This is a genomic window from Bacteroides sp. 4_1_36 (genome assembly GCF_003466325.1).
Lineage (GTDB): Bacteria > Bacteroidota > Bacteroidia > Bacteroidales > Bacteroidaceae > Bacteroides > Bacteroides uniformis.
The window spans coordinates 1-17,243 of the sequence record NZ_QSOX01000006.1 but is presented as its reverse complement, the minus strand read 5'-3'; the positions used below and the strand labels follow the sequence as shown (position 1 = coordinate 17,243).

General features: G+C 48.3%; 21 protein-coding genes and 1 pseudogene. 4 read left to right on the top strand and 18 right to left on the bottom strand.

Annotated features, from left to right (window positions below):
- Positions 1-14: 14 nt before the first annotated feature.
- On the top strand, positions 15-191 hold the full coding sequence (locus tag DXD65_RS21115) for a hypothetical protein (protein ID WP_199670722.1): 177 nt from the start codon (positions 15-17) through the stop codon (positions 189-191).
- Positions 192-332: 141 nt separating this feature from the next.
- Here the strand turns inward: DXD65_RS21115 and DXD65_RS07805 are convergent, their stop codons facing one another.
- The 18 genes from DXD65_RS07805 to DXD65_RS07720 form a co-directional block, all read right to left on the bottom strand.
- Positions 333-791, bottom strand: coding sequence for a glycoside hydrolase family protein (locus DXD65_RS07805; protein WP_117887555.1), 459 nt, complete (start codon positions 789-791; stop codon positions 333-335).
- A 47-nt stretch (positions 792-838) separates the two neighbouring features.
- Positions 839-1,342, bottom strand: a complete 504-nt coding sequence (locus tag DXD65_RS07800; RefSeq protein WP_117887510.1) for a DUF3872 domain-containing protein — start codon at positions 1,340-1,342, stop codon at positions 839-841.
- Positions 1,339-2,199 carry a toprim domain-containing protein gene (locus tag DXD65_RS07795; RefSeq protein ID WP_117887509.1) on the bottom strand — a complete coding sequence of 287 codons (861 nt, stop codon included), beginning with the start codon at positions 2,197-2,199 and terminating at the stop codon, positions 1,339-1,341. The genes DXD65_RS07800 and DXD65_RS07795 overlap by 4 nt, the downstream gene beginning before the upstream one ends.
- A gap of 6 nt (positions 2,200-2,205) precedes the next feature.
- Positions 2,206-2,763, bottom strand: a complete 558-nt coding sequence (locus DXD65_RS07790) for a conjugal transfer protein TraO (RefSeq protein ID WP_117887508.1) — start codon at positions 2,761-2,763, stop codon at positions 2,206-2,208.
- Positions 2,760-3,674 (bottom strand): conjugative transposon protein TraN, encoded by a 915-nt coding sequence (traN, locus tag DXD65_RS07785; protein ID WP_005776862.1) that lies wholly within the window; start codon positions 3,672-3,674, stop codon positions 2,760-2,762. The genes DXD65_RS07790 and traN overlap by 4 nt, the downstream gene beginning before the upstream one ends.
- Positions 3,675-3,720: 46 nt before the next feature.
- On the bottom strand, positions 3,721-5,052 hold the full coding sequence (gene traM, locus DXD65_RS07780; RefSeq protein ID WP_410489532.1) for a conjugative transposon protein TraM: 1,332 nt from the start codon (positions 5,050-5,052) through the stop codon (positions 3,721-3,723).
- Positions 4,964-5,266: a hypothetical protein gene (locus tag DXD65_RS07775; RefSeq protein ID WP_233556127.1), complete on the bottom strand. Its 303-nt coding sequence runs from the start codon at positions 5,264-5,266 to the stop codon at positions 4,964-4,966. Before DXD65_RS07775 ends, traM begins: the two co-directional genes overlap by 89 nt.
- Positions 5,267-5,277: 11 nt before the next feature.
- Complete coding sequence (traK, locus tag DXD65_RS07770) at positions 5,278-5,901, bottom strand: conjugative transposon protein TraK (protein ID WP_004326315.1); 624 nt, start codon at positions 5,899-5,901, stop codon at positions 5,278-5,280.
- Between the two features lie 32 nt (positions 5,902-5,933).
- Positions 5,934-6,947 carry a conjugative transposon protein TraJ gene (gene traJ, locus DXD65_RS07765; RefSeq protein ID WP_117887505.1) on the bottom strand — a complete coding sequence of 338 codons (1,014 nt, stop codon included), beginning with the start codon at positions 6,945-6,947 and terminating at the stop codon, positions 5,934-5,936.
- 3 nt (positions 6,948-6,950) lie between these two features.
- Positions 6,951-7,580, bottom strand: a complete 630-nt coding sequence (locus tag DXD65_RS07760; protein WP_008152252.1) for a DUF4141 domain-containing protein — start codon at positions 7,578-7,580, stop codon at positions 6,951-6,953.
- Complete coding sequence (locus DXD65_RS07755) at positions 7,577-7,933, bottom strand: DUF3876 domain-containing protein (protein ID WP_117887504.1); 357 nt, start codon at positions 7,931-7,933, stop codon at positions 7,577-7,579. The genes DXD65_RS07760 and DXD65_RS07755 overlap by 4 nt, the downstream gene beginning before the upstream one ends.
- Positions 7,934-7,976: 43 nt before the next feature.
- On the bottom strand, positions 7,977-8,591 hold the full coding sequence (locus tag DXD65_RS07750) for a hypothetical protein (RefSeq protein ID WP_199670719.1): 615 nt from the start codon (positions 8,589-8,591) through the stop codon (positions 7,977-7,979).
- A 5-nt stretch (positions 8,592-8,596) separates the two neighbouring features.
- Complete coding sequence (locus DXD65_RS07745) at positions 8,597-11,116, bottom strand: TraG family conjugative transposon ATPase (protein WP_117887502.1); 2,520 nt, start codon at positions 11,114-11,116, stop codon at positions 8,597-8,599.
- Positions 11,113-11,436 carry a DUF4133 domain-containing protein gene (locus DXD65_RS07740; RefSeq protein WP_117887501.1) on the bottom strand — a complete coding sequence of 108 codons (324 nt, stop codon included), beginning with the start codon at positions 11,434-11,436 and terminating at the stop codon, positions 11,113-11,115. Before DXD65_RS07740 ends, DXD65_RS07745 begins: the two co-directional genes overlap by 4 nt.
- Positions 11,437-11,439: 3 nt before the next feature.
- Positions 11,440-11,736 (bottom strand): DUF4134 domain-containing protein, encoded by a 297-nt coding sequence (locus DXD65_RS07735; protein WP_007843736.1) that lies wholly within the window; start codon positions 11,734-11,736, stop codon positions 11,440-11,442.
- Between the two features lie 215 nt (positions 11,737-11,951).
- The gene (locus DXD65_RS07730) at positions 11,952-12,611 is read right to left on the bottom strand and encodes a DUF4122 family protein (RefSeq protein ID WP_117887500.1); all 660 of its coding nucleotides are present in this window, start codon (positions 12,609-12,611) and stop codon (positions 11,952-11,954) included.
- A 1-nt stretch (position 12,612) separates the two neighbouring features.
- Positions 12,613-13,050 carry a DUF3408 domain-containing protein gene (locus tag DXD65_RS07725; protein ID WP_087211075.1) on the bottom strand — a complete coding sequence of 146 codons (438 nt, stop codon included), beginning with the start codon at positions 13,048-13,050 and terminating at the stop codon, positions 12,613-12,615.
- A 5-nt stretch (positions 13,051-13,055) separates the two neighbouring features.
- Complete coding sequence (locus DXD65_RS07720) at positions 13,056-13,808, bottom strand: ParA family protein (protein WP_087211078.1); 753 nt, start codon at positions 13,806-13,808, stop codon at positions 13,056-13,058.
- A gap of 735 nt (positions 13,809-14,543) precedes the next feature.
- Between DXD65_RS07720 and mobA the strand changes: the two genes are divergently transcribed.
- From mobA to DXD65_RS07705, 3 genes and pseudogenes are all read left to right on the top strand, one after another.
- Positions 14,544-14,966 carry a conjugal transfer protein MobA gene (mobA, locus tag DXD65_RS07715; RefSeq protein ID WP_117887499.1) on the top strand — a complete coding sequence of 141 codons (423 nt, stop codon included), beginning with the start codon at positions 14,544-14,546 and terminating at the stop codon, positions 14,964-14,966.
- Complete coding sequence (mobB, locus tag DXD65_RS07710; RefSeq protein WP_117887498.1) at positions 14,951-16,213, top strand: conjugal transfer protein MobB; 1,263 nt, start codon at positions 14,951-14,953, stop codon at positions 16,211-16,213. The genes mobA and mobB overlap by 16 nt, the downstream gene beginning before the upstream one ends.
- Positions 16,214-16,275: 62 nt before the next feature.
- Positions 16,276-17,196: pseudogene (locus DXD65_RS07705) on the top strand (YWFCY domain-containing protein); the annotation flags it as partial.
- Positions 17,197-17,243 lie beyond the last annotated feature (47 nt).

Genomic DNA, 17,243 nt, shown 5'->3' with positions numbered 1-17,243 from the left:
AATAGAAGAAAAACATGGCAACAAATCCACCGTCTGGTGATGGACATCGTAATGGGGCAGTAAAAAATCGCTCACAAGTTTTTAATCCCAAAACAGCCCAATGGGTAAAAAGGGACAAAAGTACTGGACAATTTATAGATGTCAAACAGGATGGCACACCTTTTAAGGGTGTAACTAAAGAAAAAAAGTAAGGGAAACCTTACTTTTTTCTTTAGCTTGATCAATTAATTCAATAGAAACCATTTCGTTCCATTTGTCTATGTTGTTTTCTGATATAATTTTTGGAAGTTTCCTTCATTTTTTACAAATTAAATTTGATAATAGTATTATTTTTATTCTAAGATATACAACAATTTATATTCATCTTTTCTTCTCCTTTCTATTGACGGAATCTTCTTTCCCTTATAGTGACAATATCGTATAAAGTCCGAATAAATGTCCCGGTTACCGGCTTCCAGTTTCCTTATCAACGTGCTTTTGGGCATCCTGCCATAACCGAGCAACCTATATGGTCCCATCTGATAAGCAAGACAGGCTATCAGCAGCGAGTCCTTTCCCAGATGACGGAACAATGCACACATTTCCTTCAGGTCTTTTCTCAGAATACTGTCTCCCTCACTTTCTGTCAGCCTGGCGGGAAACTTTTCCCCTTTTCTGATACGGTGACCATATGCAACATACGGATGATATTCCGGACCATGCCATCCTTCATATTTCTTGATACACCTGACAGCCGTTTCCCAACGTGAGTCTTCCACATTCTCCTGTGCACGCAAAGAAGTTACCGTCATGGCCAGTACCACCAATGGCAGTACTGACCCTAGAAGTCTTACGGTTATTATAAGGCACCTCCTTCCTGAACTGACAATGAATCTTCCACAGTACCTGTTTCTTCATCACCTGCATCGTTGAAGTCAAATTCCATTTCTGTCATGTTTCCCCAATTGTCTTCGACAACGACAATGAAGTTCTGCGCCTCGTCACATAGTGAAGTATAATACAGCCTGAACTTCCTGTTCTCCAGCAGATAACGGTCATTCGGCTTGAATTCAAGACCGTCGTCCAGTTTCAGGGAACCTTCCCCGTCATACTGGAAATAACGGATCGTATAGACCGTACCGTCAAAATCGCCCTCACTTTTGAGTTCACATCGTATTTCCGCCGTTTCATTCCTGTTCAGTTCCTTGGGAACTGGCATTGTTTCCACGGTAAACGGATAACTCTGCTGGATTTCCAGCTCGGATTCGCACGAGGTCAGTACAAGACTGACCAGACCTATGCAGAACATGGCAATTTTGCCTGCCAGCCCAAATCCTTTTCTTATATTCTTTTCTGTCTTCATTTGTTTTCCTTTGTTTTTGTCAGATATTCATTCAAGTCCTTAAATCCATCATACAGACCGGAACAGTCCATAACCTTATTCCCGAAATGTATGTTCAAAGTCTCCAGTGCGGTAATCCCGGTCCGGTCACGGTCAAGAAAGCACCAGATTTTGCCGTAACCCTCCAGAACGGCATACGACCGTTCCAGATTGGATACAGAGTTCAGCACCAGGCAGTCCTCGTCCTTCACAGTCCGCAATGCCAATGCCGAAAGAAAATCCACAAATCCTTCAAACACACAGCACGTATCCTGTTTTTTTCCGGACAGGGACACACAGGAAATGTCCTTGGGAGAGATGCATCCCTTGAATATCGGATTACGGAGTTCATAACCGCCGCTCCGGTTCATGAAGCCTATGGCAAAATACCGTTTGCCCCGTATTCCGTATGCCACTTCCTTGCAGAATCTCCCGGCTACGGCCGGATCAATGCCTCTCTCTTTCAGGTAGCCTTTCAATGCCTCATGACTCAGTTCCGTCACTTTCACGTCCTCGAATCTGGAAACGCGGGGTATCTTCTTACGTTCCTGTAAAGGCCGGAGGGGAAGGATGCCGGATTTCCCTGAAAGGAACTCCAGCTGCTCCATGAAACCGGTACTTCCGGTCAGTTCTCCGGCAAGATGGAAGATGTCACCTCCCTTTCCGAGGCCAAAATCAAACCAGACATTCCGCTGCGTATCCACCTTGAAGGATGCGGTTCTCTCATTTCTGAAAGGGGATCTGAACCAGACATCATTTCCTTTACGGGATACCGGTACATACCCCAGATTTTCAAGAAAACCGACAAGGGAAATCTGTCTAATCTGTTCCAGTTCCATAACCCGCTAATTTATCATAAAACGAATGCCGATTCCATATTGGGTATGGCAATGTCCGAGACTTCCGCCCCACAGGAAACGCTCACGCAAGGAAGCCGTCAATGCCACACGGTCGGCAAGGTACAGTTCCATCTCCAGCGTCAGGGCACAGCCGTACACAAAGGCATCGCCGTTTTTCAGAGTGGCCCCGTCATAGAGTTTTTTATCGGACCAGTTTACCGTCTCATATCCGGCCAGTGCCGATCCTCCAAGATTGAGGAAGAACACTTTTCCCGCATCGGAAAGGAAATTCAGGTAATATCCGCCTTCTGCCGTAAACTGCGCCGAAGGGATGGTCACATGACGGTAACCGTGTTTCATATGCAGGTATTCCGCTCCATATACCCATTTGTTCCCGCCTTTGGCATAGCTTGAAAGTGTCATTCCCATATAGTATCCGTTATCGGAAGCCATACCTCCACGCATTTCCACACCCTGCATCCTTGGCAGAATCCGCTGGGCGTCTGCCTGCCCTACGGAAAGGACAAACAGCAATGCCAGCATATACAATACTTTTGTTCTCATCGTACCTTCAGTTCGTTGATGGTTTCCGCACGCACCAGGTCTTCGTTGACCACCTCAAAACTCTGGTGACGGCCGCCCTGTTTCTCATACATCTCCACAACCAGTTTCTTGTCGTCCGGTATCGTAAACTTGGGAAGGGCAAATACCGTGCATTCTGAATCCCTGCCGTTTACACGTGTCACATAATTATAGGCACGCAGCGGATAAATCACCTGCTCCTGCATGGCCGTACGCTTCATCACCTTTTTGTCCACCACCTTGAACGTAATGAAATCCACGTCAAAGGGCACATTCGAGGAGTTCTTTACCTGGGTATGGAAATAAAGCAGGTCATTATGGGTGTACAGCCCTTTGAGCAGATACTGGATACCGAAACGCTTGCAGCCGATATGACGGATACGGCGCTTGTCATTCTCATACACGGATTTCATGATAAGACGTACCAGACGGGGTGACTCGTTATCCAGCTCGGTCAGATAGATTTCCATGGCATTGTTGGGACGGTTCACCGATTCTCCGTCATGGATGAAATCACACATCTCCACATTCAGCAGTAACGGCTCATCGGCATACTTCACGTTGAAGGTATAGAAGTTCCCGTCTTCGGTTATTACAGACATATTGGTCTCCTCCCTGAAATTGCGTGTCGTGGCCTTTACTCGGATTACATTCTCGGCACCGTCGGCCTTGCCGGCTATCAGGTTTGTAGAACCAAGATCCACATACTTGACCGGAGCAGGGAAAATGACATGGACGGTCTTGTCATACGTTATTTCCAGTCCGTGCGGCGGAATCATCTGGCTGAAACCGATCTTGCGGGTCAGACCCTCATAATAATCACCGCTACTCTGCTGCGCCCAGGCAGCCGATACGCCCAGTAAAAGGGCAAACATCATCAGAATCTTCTTCATGTGTTTTTGTTTAATGGTTGTCTTTTCTTTCATAGTTTCCTGTATTTCATTTCTCCCGTGAATGGAGCAGTACCCGGTGTCCGGCCTTCAAAGTAATCTTTACCGTACGCATCCGTTTGGATATGTACTGGGAAACGCCCTGTATCACACCTTTTCCCAAATCTGAGGCAATCTGCGCCCCGGCATCAGTGGAAATGTTGATGCTGCTGTTCATCGAGGTTCCCATGTTGGCGGCAATCTCTCTGGCAGCGTCATATTCCAGTGAACCCGGCACCAGGATTCCCTGCTGTCCATCCAGATCATAGACTTCCAGCTCCACAGGCAGGATAGTTCCCTTGTATTCCACGGCATTGACCATGATTTCCAGCCGTTCACCCTGTATGCGTGTGCCACCTACCAGTACGGTTCCTTTCGGTATGAAACGTCCGGCAACAGACATGGGCTCGGTAAGCCGCAGGCGCAAAGTCTGTCCGTCGGATACGGTCTGCGTACCGTGTACACAGGCAGCAATGGTATTGCCTTCCGTTACTGTCTTCCGGCCGACAGCCGTATTGAAACCGGCATTGCGTTCTCCCGAAAAAGCGGATATGAACTCTTCGTCGCTCATAGGTCTGGAAAGCGAGGATACCACCTCATTGTGAACCTGTTTCACCGGTATGGCCTTTTTGTCCTCCGCTTTTCTGACGGGAGAAGGAGTCTCCACTGCCTGACGGTTATTGTATTTGGCGGCCAGTTCGTAGGATTTTTCCATCAGGGCCATCTTTTCCTCCATGCCTGACAGTGGCTCCTGTTTCTGCTGCTGTTGCTGCATACGCTCCAGTTCCTCAATCCTTTCCAGAAGCCTTTCCTTTTCCGGATCGGTCCGCGGTTCATAGATGCTTCCCAGCGTACGGTTCATCTCACGGTAGGCTCCGGCCGAGGAACTGACCGGTCCGGCATTGCCTTTTTCTGTTTCCGTTTCCGTGTTTGTTTGCCTCTCCGGTGGAATGTTATCGGGAAGACGGACACTGTCTTTCCGTTCCTCTTTGGCAAACATGGACTCCGCAGCTTCAAAGAATGTCTTCCTTTTCCTGCTTTCCTGTTCCATCAGAGCCTTTTCATAGGCATCCTTCTTGTTTCCTTCCAGGCGGCTGTCCTCGGGAGAAGGGATTTCCGTATTGAATCCCTGTCCTTTATCCTGCCGCTCCCGTTCCTGCCCGGAAGGTGAGAATATCAGATAGAAACTTCCCAGACACAGCAGGAACATCAGAGGATACACAACAAATCCGGCGCGTTTGCGTTTCTGTTCCTCACTCAGCGGCTTCCTGTCCTTTGAGGACCGGAGCCTGAACGGTTTCATCAGCCGTTCCATTACTTTCTTGACTTTTTCTTTCTCCATTTCTTACAATAGATTGAATGAACTCCATACGGAGTGAATCCTTTTCCATAAATTCCATTCCGGACTCCTGGTTCTTACTGCCTATAAACGGTCTGCATGCCGTATAGACACATGCGGCGGCAAACGGGACAAACAGTATCCAGAGGGCGGCCTTGCGCTGTTTAACGGTAAGTCTGTGGCAGAACCTCCTGAGTTGAAGGTCCGCCTGTCTCATCAGGTTCCTTTTCATCGCTCTACGCTCCTTATGTCCTTGTTTTCCAGTATGGTCAGATGTTCGATGATAAAGCCGTTGGGGTTGTCATCGGAACGGGACGTATTCTGAAGCTGGCAATCAGTCACCAGCGAACGTTCCGTCACGTTACTCTCACGGATAATCATCTGGCGGGCATACGTCCTGGCCCTGTAGGGGTAGCCGGAAAAGTCGCAGACCACACTGTCCACCCGTACCACCTGGTTGATGTTGCCGGAAATGAGACGGTTGTAATATCCTTTCTCGGCAAAATCCACATAGTAATGATAGGCGCTTTTGTCCGCCAGCTGCAAGGCACGGTTGATATTGTGCTCGATGGCATCCTTCTGTGGCGACAGTCCGAAAAATAGCTCATGGAACCTTCTTACATGCTCCCTGGCTTCAGCCGGACGGTTCTGTGAAAGATCCTGCGAAAGGGCAAGCATCAGTGACTTGCCGCCATCGAGTACATAAATTTTCTCACGCTGTTTCTCCGCAAAGCGGTATGAGTTCCACAGGGCAAAGACGGTCACGAGCGTGCAGCATCCGACAAAGACCGCAAGCATCAGGCGTATCCGTCTGAAGCTGCTTTCAATATTAGTCAGTGATTTGAATTCCATCTGTTTTCATGATTTTTATGTTCCTGTTCTGTTTATTTCCCACGCAGACGCCCTCCGATATTTCCCAGTCCGGAACCTGCGGCACCGGCTGCAAAGCCTCCGGCTTTGGTCGCGGTACGGTTGATGTTGCGGTTATAGTTTCCGGCACCGCCTGCCTGCACAATCCATCCGGCCACGGTCGGCACGGTAAAATATCCGATGATACCTATCAGCATGAAGATCACATATACCGAATTGGAGTTGTCCAGCGAATAGTTCGGATTGTTCTGGAGCTCCAGGATGTCGTTCTGCAGCATGAGCACCTGAATCTTGGCCAGCATACAGCTGAAAAGGTCACTCACGGGAAGCCACAGATAGACGGAAATGTAACGTGTGAACCACTGGCTGAGCGTGGACTGGAAACCGTCCCACACGCTGAAGGCAAAGGCTATGGGACCGAGGATGGACAATACCACCAGAAAAAAGGTCCTTACCGTATCTATCAGCAGGGATGCCGCGGCAAAAAGCAGTTCCAGCAGACTGCGGAAGGCGTCACGGATATTCTTTTCCAGATTGTACATGCCCACTTCCATATACATGCCCATGCGGGTTGCCATGCCATCGGGCGACCATCCGAGCTCGTCCAGCTGACGGTCAAACTCCTCATCGCTGACCAGATAGGCCGTTTCCGGATTACGGAGCATGGCTTCACGTTCCAGCCTGTCCTTCTGCTCACGGTACTGCTGCATGTCCATCGTCTGCCCCTCAAGCATCTTGTGGGTTCCCTGCACAATCGGACTCAGCACCGTATTCATCGTTCCGAGTACCAGGGTCGGGAAAAGCATGATGCAGATGCCTATCGCAAACGGGCGCAGAAGCGGATACACGTCTATCGGTTCGGCACGGGCAAGCGACTGCCAGACACGGACGGCCACATAAAACAGGGCACCGAGTCCGGCAAGTCCCTTGGCCACATCCAGCATATCCCCGCAAAGGGGCATCATTTCATTGTAAAGGCTCTCCAGAATGGTATGGAGATTCGAGAAATCCACGGATAACAATACCATAGGCTACCAGTATTTGGAGGTGTCATTACCATAGAGCTTCAGGACACGGTCAAGGTCATTCTTCTTGCGGGCACGCAGGAAACTCACGGCTATATTCCTGTTCGTATAGTAATTCACGAGATTGCGGTAACGGCGCATACTGGCATAACAGTCATCCACCACGTCCATACGGTCCTTGTCGGTCATGGAAAGGGTGCTGACGTTGATTACCTGCCTGAGGTCCTGCAACACCCCGTTGCTCTCTTCCAGAAGTTTGGTATAACCGAAAGCGATGGCATCCAGCTCTTCGGGAGAGAAGTTCTCGTCACCCAGCATCTTCTGGAAATTGGTCACGTAGATTTCCGACACGTCACCGACCATCAGGATAATCTCACTGACCTTACGGGCATCCTTCACCAGATTGTTGACGGACTTCAGGGCATCATAGTATTTCTTGTACTGCTGGTATATCTTCACCGTCTCCGCAAAATTCTGGGCAGTACTTGTCGCGGTTGAAGAGGTATGCACGATATTGTCCGACATGTTGATGATACTCTGGGCAAGGTTCCCCGGATCGGTCACCACCCACTGTGCCCGTATCTGTCCGGCAAGAAAAAAGGTTCCTGCACAAAGCAGCAGCAGTCTTTTTCTCATGGACGTACCTCCTTCCTTACATAATCACCGTTCGGAGAAAAGGTCAATACGTCAGCCGCCTCATTGTAGGCGATGTCTATGCGGTAGCCGGTATTAATGAACAAGTTACCGTTTTCTTCCACCAGCAGATAGGTTTCCGGCTTCAGCTTCCGTGTCTTTCCGCTACGAGCGAAGACCGTCACCTTGTAGGCGTCCCCTTCCTTATATATAAGAACATCGGGCTTGCCTTCCACACTGCTCCATGAACCGCACAGGCGGTCATAGCCCTTGAACCTGCTCTCACTGCAGCTCTGCAGCAGTGATGCCGCCCCGATCAGGCAGGTGGCCAGTCTGTACAACTGTCTGTTTTTCATGTCTTGTTTTTTTAATGATGTTGTTCTTGTTTTACTGAATCTTTCAAAGTCCCATCTTGCGTCTCTTTGGCTTCGGACTGACCGGGATGCTGACTTTTCCGGTCGGCCTGTCTTTGCAGACTGGCTTCCGGCATTCCTTGCGGATAGTATTGTCGTCCTTTTTGTTTGGGGACTTCAGGCCAACCATGGTTTCAAACCTGGCATAAAGTTCCTTATAGGCCTTTTCTGCCTGTTGCCGTCTGATTTCATCCGGGGAATTCCGGTCAATGCCGTATTTCATGAGAAAACCGGAATTAATGAAAGGGCTGTCAATATTCTTCGGGTTGGCGATGAAACCTCCCAGCTTTTCCAGTTCCCCGTACAGCTTGTCGAGATACTGTACGGGAGGAGGGGAACAAAGCCGCTCGAAGACCTTCTCCACAGCATGTGTCAGTCTTACATCGACCTCTACGGCATCAGGTATCTCGCCTCTGAGCCTTTTTTCCCTGTAATCTTCCAGTTCCATACTTTCAAGCCGGTGATACAGCTCATAGTCTTCTGAAAATCCGTAATATTCACGGATCTCCTTCGGTATGTCCCATCCGTTCATCAGGGACCAGTAGAGACATTCGATTGTCTCCTTACGCTTTCTTTCATCCGATTCAAAACTGTCATTCATAACCGTCATGCTTTACCGTTTGATCTTTTCCTTTCCCTTCTCATTTCCGCAATGCGTTTCACGGCCAGTTCCAGATTTCCGCCCAGTTCCTTGGCCAGCTTCTGCAATTCCAGCTTTTCCGACTCTTCCGTGGTATATACGGCATATTCCTCATCGCTGACTTCCGTGGCATACACGGCCGAATGGGTACCGCCAAGACCGATCCAGACCTCACGGTAGAAACGTCCGGGATGGTTAGCCTGATTAATGGACAGAATCTGTCCGCGTTCCTTGTCGGTCAGTCCGAGAAGCCGCTGGATATGGTCGAACTTGTTCATGTATTTCCGCTGGTCAAGAAGAATCTTGCAGTCACTGTTGTTGATGATAGCTTCCTTCACAACAGGGGAACTGATGATGTCATCCACTTCCTGGGTGACCACGACAGCCTCCCCGAAATATTTTCTGACGGTCTTAAATAAATACTTTATGTACTCACTCATATTGGCGGACATCAGGGCTTTCCAGCATTCTTCAATAAGTATCATCTTGCGGATACCTTTCAAACGGCGCATCTTGGCGATGAAAGTTTCCATGATTATCAGCGTGACCACGGGCAGAAGTACCTTGTTTCCGCTGATATTGTCCAGTTCAAATACGATAAAGCGCTTGTTGGTAAGATCCAGTCCCTTGTCCGAATTAAGCAGGAAATCATAATCACCGCCACGGTAGAACGGTTCCAGCACGTTCAGGAAACCGTCGATGTCAAAATCCTTCTCACGGACTTTCTTCTCCTCAATCATCCGGCGGTAGTCATCACGCACAAACTCGTAGAATCCGTTGAAATCGGGTCTGACATCCCTGTTTTCCGTTATCCTGCGGATGTATGCGTTCACCGCTCCCGAAAGGGCCACTTCTTCCGAACGCCTTGGGGCTTCATCCTCACGTTTCCAGAGTGTGAGTATCAGTGTCTTGATGCTTTCACGCTTTTCCACGTCAAATTCCCCGGAATCCGTATAGAACGGATTGAAGGCGATGGGATTGTCCTCCTCATAGGTGATATAGATACCGTCCTCGCCATGTGTCCGGTCATGAATCAGGCTGCAAAGTCCCTGATAGCTGTTTCCGGTATCCACCAGCAGGATATGGGTACCCTGTTCATAATACTGGCGGACAAGGTGGTTCGTAAAGAAGGATTTACCGCTGCCGGAGGGACCGAGTATGAACTTGTTGCGGTTGGTAATGATTCCCTTGCGCATGGGCAGGTCACTGATGTCCAGATGAAGCGGTACGCCGCTCTGCCTGTCCGTCATACGGATACCGAACGGGCTGGGCGAACTGCGGTAATTCGTTTCCGAAGCAAACAGGCAGACAGCCTGTTCCAGAAAGGTATAGAAACTTTCCTCAGCCGGAAAATCGCCCGCATTGCCTGGAATACCAGACCAGTACAGCACCGGAGTATCTATCGTGTTGTAATGGGGTACGCATCCCATCAGAGCAAGCTGGCTGCCGGTATCGTTCTTGATACGCCTTAACTCTTCCTCGTCTTCCGCCCAGGCCAGTACGTTACAGTGGCACCGTACCGGAACAAGCCCTTTCGTATGCGCCTCGTCAAGATACATTTCTGCCCATTCATAGTTCACGGCATTGCTGCGGCTGTATTTCGACAGGGACAGCATATTGCGTGAAGTCTTTTCCATGCGTTGCAGGATTTCCTGCGCGTCATCGATGAACACGTACTGCGAATAGACATGGTTGCATGAAAGCAGAAGTCCTACCGGAGCCGCAAACGAAAGACGGCAGTCGCTACGGTCCGTGGACAAGCGCTCATAACGCATGTCCGTGCCCACACTACCGGGAAGGTCTTCCGTATCGGAAAGCACATGCAGGCAAAGACGTTTGTCACCGATGCGCATGCGTTCCGGATCAAGGCAGATGTCCTGCAATACGGGGTGCGTGTCCTCCATACCGAGAGTCAGGTATCGTTCAATCAGCCCGGGACATTCTTCCGTTCCGACAACCTCTTCCGTTCTGAGACGCTTCATCCTGACATGCCCCGAATCGTTCATGATACGCTCGAACTGCTCCACCGCCTCCAGAAATTTCACGACCGAATCCCAGTCCGTGATTTCCTTGGGAAGGATATAGCCGCGGCACAGAGTACTGAAATCACTGCGGCGGCGGGCACGTTCGCGTGTGGTCTTTGTCAGATACAGGAAACAGCGGTGCCTGAGATACGGGCGTTCGTTGAAATGACGCTCATAGCTGCGGGACAGGAAACTTTCCGTCCCGTCTCCTTCGCTCCGGTAGTTTTCCTTGACAAACCAGTCCTGCTTGTACACGACAGAATAATTGGGAAGCACCTTCATGGCCTTCACCCAGATACCGTGAATGGCTTCATATTCCGCCGCCGTCACCGTGTACAGTTCAGGCAGCTCGACCTCGAAGGCTACCGTAATGTCCGCATCCTTACTTACGATGCAGTTGTTTTCCACGGCCAGAATCGGGAATCTGTCTTCCAGATCACAGGCCTTCAATACACTTCTCATTTCTTTCTCTTCTTTTGGGTTAATGCTCTGAATATTCTGCGACGGGCTGACAAATAGCGCGGATGGCGTTTTTCGGCCAGCATCTTCATCAGCCCGTGCTCACCGTAGCGGGCATTCATGCGGAAGGTCAGCCATACCGCCAGGGTACCGGATACCGCTCCGAAAGACAGGCATACCAGCTGGCTGACACCGGCCATATACAGGACAACCACCGCAAGAAAGACCGATACAAGACCTCCGGCAAAAAAGAACAGGCACTGTGATTTCAAGCCCTTGAACTCAATCGGACGGCCTGCTCCTTTGTTGATACGGTAATCCATGGCTTACAGGAAGAAGGAACGGAGAATGGTGGCGGCCACAATCAGGAAGATGCAGGCGAAGAACCAGCTTGCCGCAGTCTTGGACGTATCCGGATCGCCGCTGCTGAACTTGCCATACGTCTTGATACCGCCGACCAGACCGAGTACCGCTCCGATGGCATAACACAATTTGGTGGCCGGATCAAAATACGAAGTCATAAGGCTGGTAGCCTCATTGATGCCGGCAAGACCCTGTCCCTGTGCGAAGGCACCTGCCGCTGCCAGCACACACAATACTGAAAATAGGATTCTTCTCTTCATTGTCGAATCATTTTGGGGTTTTGACATAAATTTTGAATTCGACTGCAAATATATAAGGCTTAAACCGCTGTGATACAACACCGTCATCAGGTGTCACCAGATGTCATCAGGTGTCACCAGATGTCATCAGATGTCATCAGATGTCATTCAGGAAGCCTTACAGACATAAAAAAAGCATCCCGAAAAGATTTCCAGGATGCCTGAATATATCGGTGTCAGATATATTTCCGCCACTCGTCAGACGGTTCATTCCCATCCTTTACTTTAAGCGGTCTGGGATTGCCGTCCTCATCAAGATACCTGTCTATCAGTTCCTCTACAATCGCGGAATTCTCCATATTGGAAAGGAACACGTCAATCAGGCTGGTCTGCCTGATAGAGAACAGGACACGGGCTGCTTGCATGGCCTTCTCATGGTCGGTTTCACCCTGATGTGTCAGATATTCGCCGAGTACTTCCATGTCCCTGCTGGACAGAACAGGTGATACGGATTCCACTTCGGGAGACTCCGCATCAAGGTCTTCCTGGACTTCCTGCAGGAGTTTCATCTTTTCCAGCTGAAGGTTGCATTCCACATCTTCCTGCTGCACATCCTCCTCTTCACCGATAAAATTCCTTTCAAGTGGCTGGCTCATGAAGGGAGCGGCAGTCTTTCCGGCATTCTCGTCCAAATAGACATAACGGGTACTTCCCATCACTTCTGCATCTGAAACCGCAGATTCCGTTACGGCAGCTTCTTCCCTCTCCTTTTGTGAAACAGGTTTCGCATAAAGCAAAGTACAAATAATTTCAATATGTTTTCTCCAGCCATACACGCTGTACAACAAATAACTTATACAGACAATTCGTACACAGAGGTATATTAGTTCTTCCATATCAGAATGGTTCTTGGGTTTTACGGCGAAACAGCTCGCCGAGCTCTTTACTGTAAGTCTCAAGATGGTGTGTCAGCACATTATCTAAAAAAGCAGGCACACTCATGTCATCACTTAAAAGAGGAAGGATACGTGCCAGCTTGCAATACATATCATAGCTGATATAGGTTTGTTTCCGGTGTACCGACCTTCTTTTGTCCAAAAACAATTCCCTATACATCTCCACCTTCTTTTCTAATCCAGGGTCAGCACGTATCGTTTTGCGGGACTTTTCCAGTTCCAGTTTCTCTACTTCCGGCACATTTTTCCCTTTTTCTGCAGCAAAAACAACATTTCCACCGACATCGCCCCCAGACTTGCCACAGGAGATGGATTCACTGGCCATCATGTCCTTTAGGACATCCTCATCCACTTTGAATATTTCTCTTTTCTTTGCCATAGTTCTTATCCCGGAAATATGATACGTTCCATCTCCTGAGCAAACGCTTCAAGGCGGCTGTCTTTCAATAATGATTCGGAAGGAGGAAGAAGGGTGCAGCGAAAATGCTGTCTGGAAGAAGGTGTCATTTCCTTGTTGAAGCGTTCAAGATCCGGAAGTACGGTTTCAAAGACCTTCAACCCCATACGGAGCACTATTGCATTATACATTACATACAGTTCTTTTGAAGTACGGCTGTCCATACGGTTCCAGAATAAACGTATGTCCTTCAGGGGAGCTTCCGGATGCTGTCCGATAAAATCCTGAACGGTCGATACAAAGGAAAGGCTGCTCTGCATGACCATACGGTCCTTTACAATGGGAGTAAAGATAAAATCCATGTTCATGACGGACTCGAATACACCACGGGAATTCACCGTTCCGGGAAGATCGAAGAATATCAGGTCATAGTCACCTTCCAATTTGCCTGGAATCTCTGCGGCTGCTTCTGGAGTAGAAGTGACAATTGGATAAGCCTTACGGGAGCCCTCTTCAAACTGGCGGCAGAAAAGTCGCTGATGATACTCGCTTTTTTCAATGTTCTTCAAATCTCTTCCCCTTAGTTTTTCCAGACTGAACTGGGGATAGTCACAGTCAACAACAGCAACTTTCAGACCTCTTACATAATTAAAATAACTGGCAAGTACTACTGTTACCGTGGACTTGCCCACACCGCCTTTCTGATTACTGAAGGCGACAAGAATCGGACGCTTGTTCATACTTTCTTTGTTTTGGGGTTAATATTCAGATTCATTTTCAGATATTGCATTCTTATGATTATACAGTATCACACGAATGTATCCTTATGTCATTATTTCCCTATAATGACACAGCATAGCAACAATGCATTTTTACATTAAAGCATTAATCTACTGACATTATATGATAGGATTATAATGAGAGGACATTACAAGAACATAATACTACACAAACATATTCACGTATTGTTATAACATTATGTTGTTATTTCCTTATGTTGTTATGTTATCATATCAATATTTCAATACATCATTGCCATGTTATAACATGGTTTCCTTACAATCACATCTTATTATCGCAACACTTTGTTACAATAAAATCGATGTCAAAAATAAGGTCTTTCAATCATACAGGTAATATGTAACTGATACCATGACATCAGATGTCATCAGGCGTCGTTATATGTCATACAATCCACTATTTCACAACTGTTTACACGGCTATAATTTTGCAAAGTCAGAACCGATGAACGGCTTGGAACATCTTCCGACGGACAGCAACACGCCGCTCACGTCGCGCAGCAATCCGCCGGAGGTGGATTCTCTGTTCAAACGAACAGAGCAAGTTGTGTCTTTGTCCGACAGAAAGTATTCTGCCCGACAAAGACCAACTTGCCCTCCCTCACGGTCGGGGGATTTTCCTCCAAAGTCGGAAAATCTGACGGATAAAGCAAAACAACCCAAAAGCAGAAAAGCATGGAGAAAAAACAGGCTAAAAGGACAGGCAGAAAACCGAAGACAGATCCGGCGGACTACAAGTACAGTTTCCGTCTGAACGCGCAGGAAAAAAGCAAATTTGAGAAACTGTTTATGGAATCCGGAGCAAGGGACAGGACAATCTTTATCAAGAAATCAATCTTTTCAGAACAACTGAAGGTAATCAAGGTGGATAAGGTTTCCATGAACTACTATATCCGGCTCGGGGAATTTTACAGACAATTCCAGGCAATAGGCAACAATTACAATCAGGTCGTAAGGGCCGTACAGAAAAACTTCGGGGAAAAAAGGGCGATGTCCCTGCTTTACAAACTTGAAAAGGCTACCCTGGAACTGATACTGCTCAACAAACAGATTATGGCCTTAACTAAAGAATATGAAAAGAAATGGTTGCAAAGATAAGTCACGGGGCAAGCCTTTACGGAGCACTATCCTATAACCATGAAAAGGTTTTTCAAGGGACGGCGGAAATCCTGTCAGGACACCGGATGATTTCCGACCGCCCGGGACTGCCGAGCGAGGACATGCGTCTGGCTCTCCTTTCATTTGAGAACCATATGACGGCAAACAGGAGGACAGACAAGCCGGTCCTGCATATCGCCCTCAGTCCGGCACCGGAAGACAGGCTAGACAATGACAGGCTGGCGGAACTGGCAGAAAATTACATGCAGAAAATGGGATATGGTGACCAGCCGTTCATCGTGTACAGACATGGAGATACCTGCAACACGCACGTACATATCGTGAGTGTATGCATTGACGATGAAGGAAGGAAAATCAATGACTCCTATGAGCACCGCCGTTCCATGACAGCTTGCCGGGAACTGGAACAGGAATTCGGACTGCGTAACAGTGCGGATACGGAAAGACGGAATCCGAAAGCGGAACTGAAAAAGGTGGATGCCTCACAGGGGGATATACGCCACCAGATAGGAAACACACTGAAGGCCGTACTGGAGAGCTACCGTTTCCAGAATTTCGGAGAGTATTCCGCACTGCTTTCCACACTGAACATTGAAGCCCGACAGGTTCGGGGCGATTACATGGGAACACCCTATACGGGTATCATCTATTCGGCTACAGATGATAGTGGGAAAGTGGTCAGCCCTCCAATAAAAAGTGCAAGGTTCGGCAAGCGTTTCGGAAATACGGGACTGTCCGAACGTATGTTACGGCATACACAGGACTTCAAGGAAGGCAGATGGTCGCCGGTCATATCCGGCAAGGTAGTATGGGCCATGCGTAACGCAAAATCGGAACGGGAATTCAGGGAACTGCTGAAACAGGAGCACATTGATGTGGTATTCCGAAGGAACGATACCGGACGTATCTATGGTGTCACATTCATAGACCATGAACGGCGTGAGGCGTTCAACGGTTCACGTATGGGAAAGGAGTTTTCCGCCAACGTATTCAACGGCCTTGTCAACTGGTGGGAAGGAATACCCTGGCAGGACAGACAACAGTCCGGTCCGGAGGAACTTTGGAAACGGTACGGTCACCGTATGGAAGAAAACAGTGCGCTTGAACAGGCGGCAGGCATCTTCTCCTTTGAGGCAAATCCGGCAGTCGATTACGAGGAAGAAGCGTTCCGTCGCCGCATGAAACGGAAAAAGAAACCGCAGAAGCGCAAATCACGTGGTATCTGATCAATCAAAATGAGTCAATAACAGGGGGAACAACGGATTCCCCCACAATCATCTACATCATTATGCAACAGGAAGACGATTTGAGAGCCCTTGCCAAGATTATGGAATTCGGCAGGGCAGTCAGTATTTTTATTCTGGTAGTCCACGTTTATGTGTACTGCTATCCCAGTATGAGTGCCTGGCATCTGAATCTGGATGTCATAGACCGGATACTGATGAACTTTGACAGGACAACCGGTATATTCGGCTGTATCCTTTGGACAAAACTGATGGCAGTTTTTCTGCTGGCCATATCCTGTATGGGTACTATCGGAGTCAAGGGTGAGAAAATAACCTGGCAGCGTATATGGGCGGTACTTACTGCCGGGGCGGTTCTATTTTTCATGAACTGGTGGCTACTTGACCTGCCTTTTCCACACGAAGCGATTACTGCCCTGTATGTGGTGACACTTGCAGCCGGTTATCTATGCCTGCTCATGGCGGGACTGTGGATCAGCAGGCTTTACAGGCATAACCTGATGGAGGATGTGTTCAATATGGAAAACGAATCCTTCATGCAGGAGACAAGGCTGATGGAGAATGAATATTCGGTCAATCTGCCCACCAGATTCCAGTATGGCGGTAAGCTCAATGACGGCTGGATCAACGTGGTCAATCCTTTCCGTGCGACCATCGTATTGGGGACACCGGGTTCCGGTAAATCATACGCAGTGGTAAACAACTACATCAAACAGATGATTTCCAAGGGATTCAGTATCTATATCTATGATTATAAATTCGATGACCTTTCCACCATTGCCTACAATACCTTGTTGCACAATATGGACAAATACAAGGTAAAGCCGCATTTTTACGTCATCAACTTCGATGATCCGCACCGCTCACACCGCTGCAATCCCATCAATCCAGAGTTCATGACGGACATCTCTGACGCATACGAAGCAAGCTATACCATCATGTTAAATTTGAATAAGACCTGGGTGTGACCTGTAAAGTCGCGTAATTGATTGTTAAACAGTGATATTAGTTG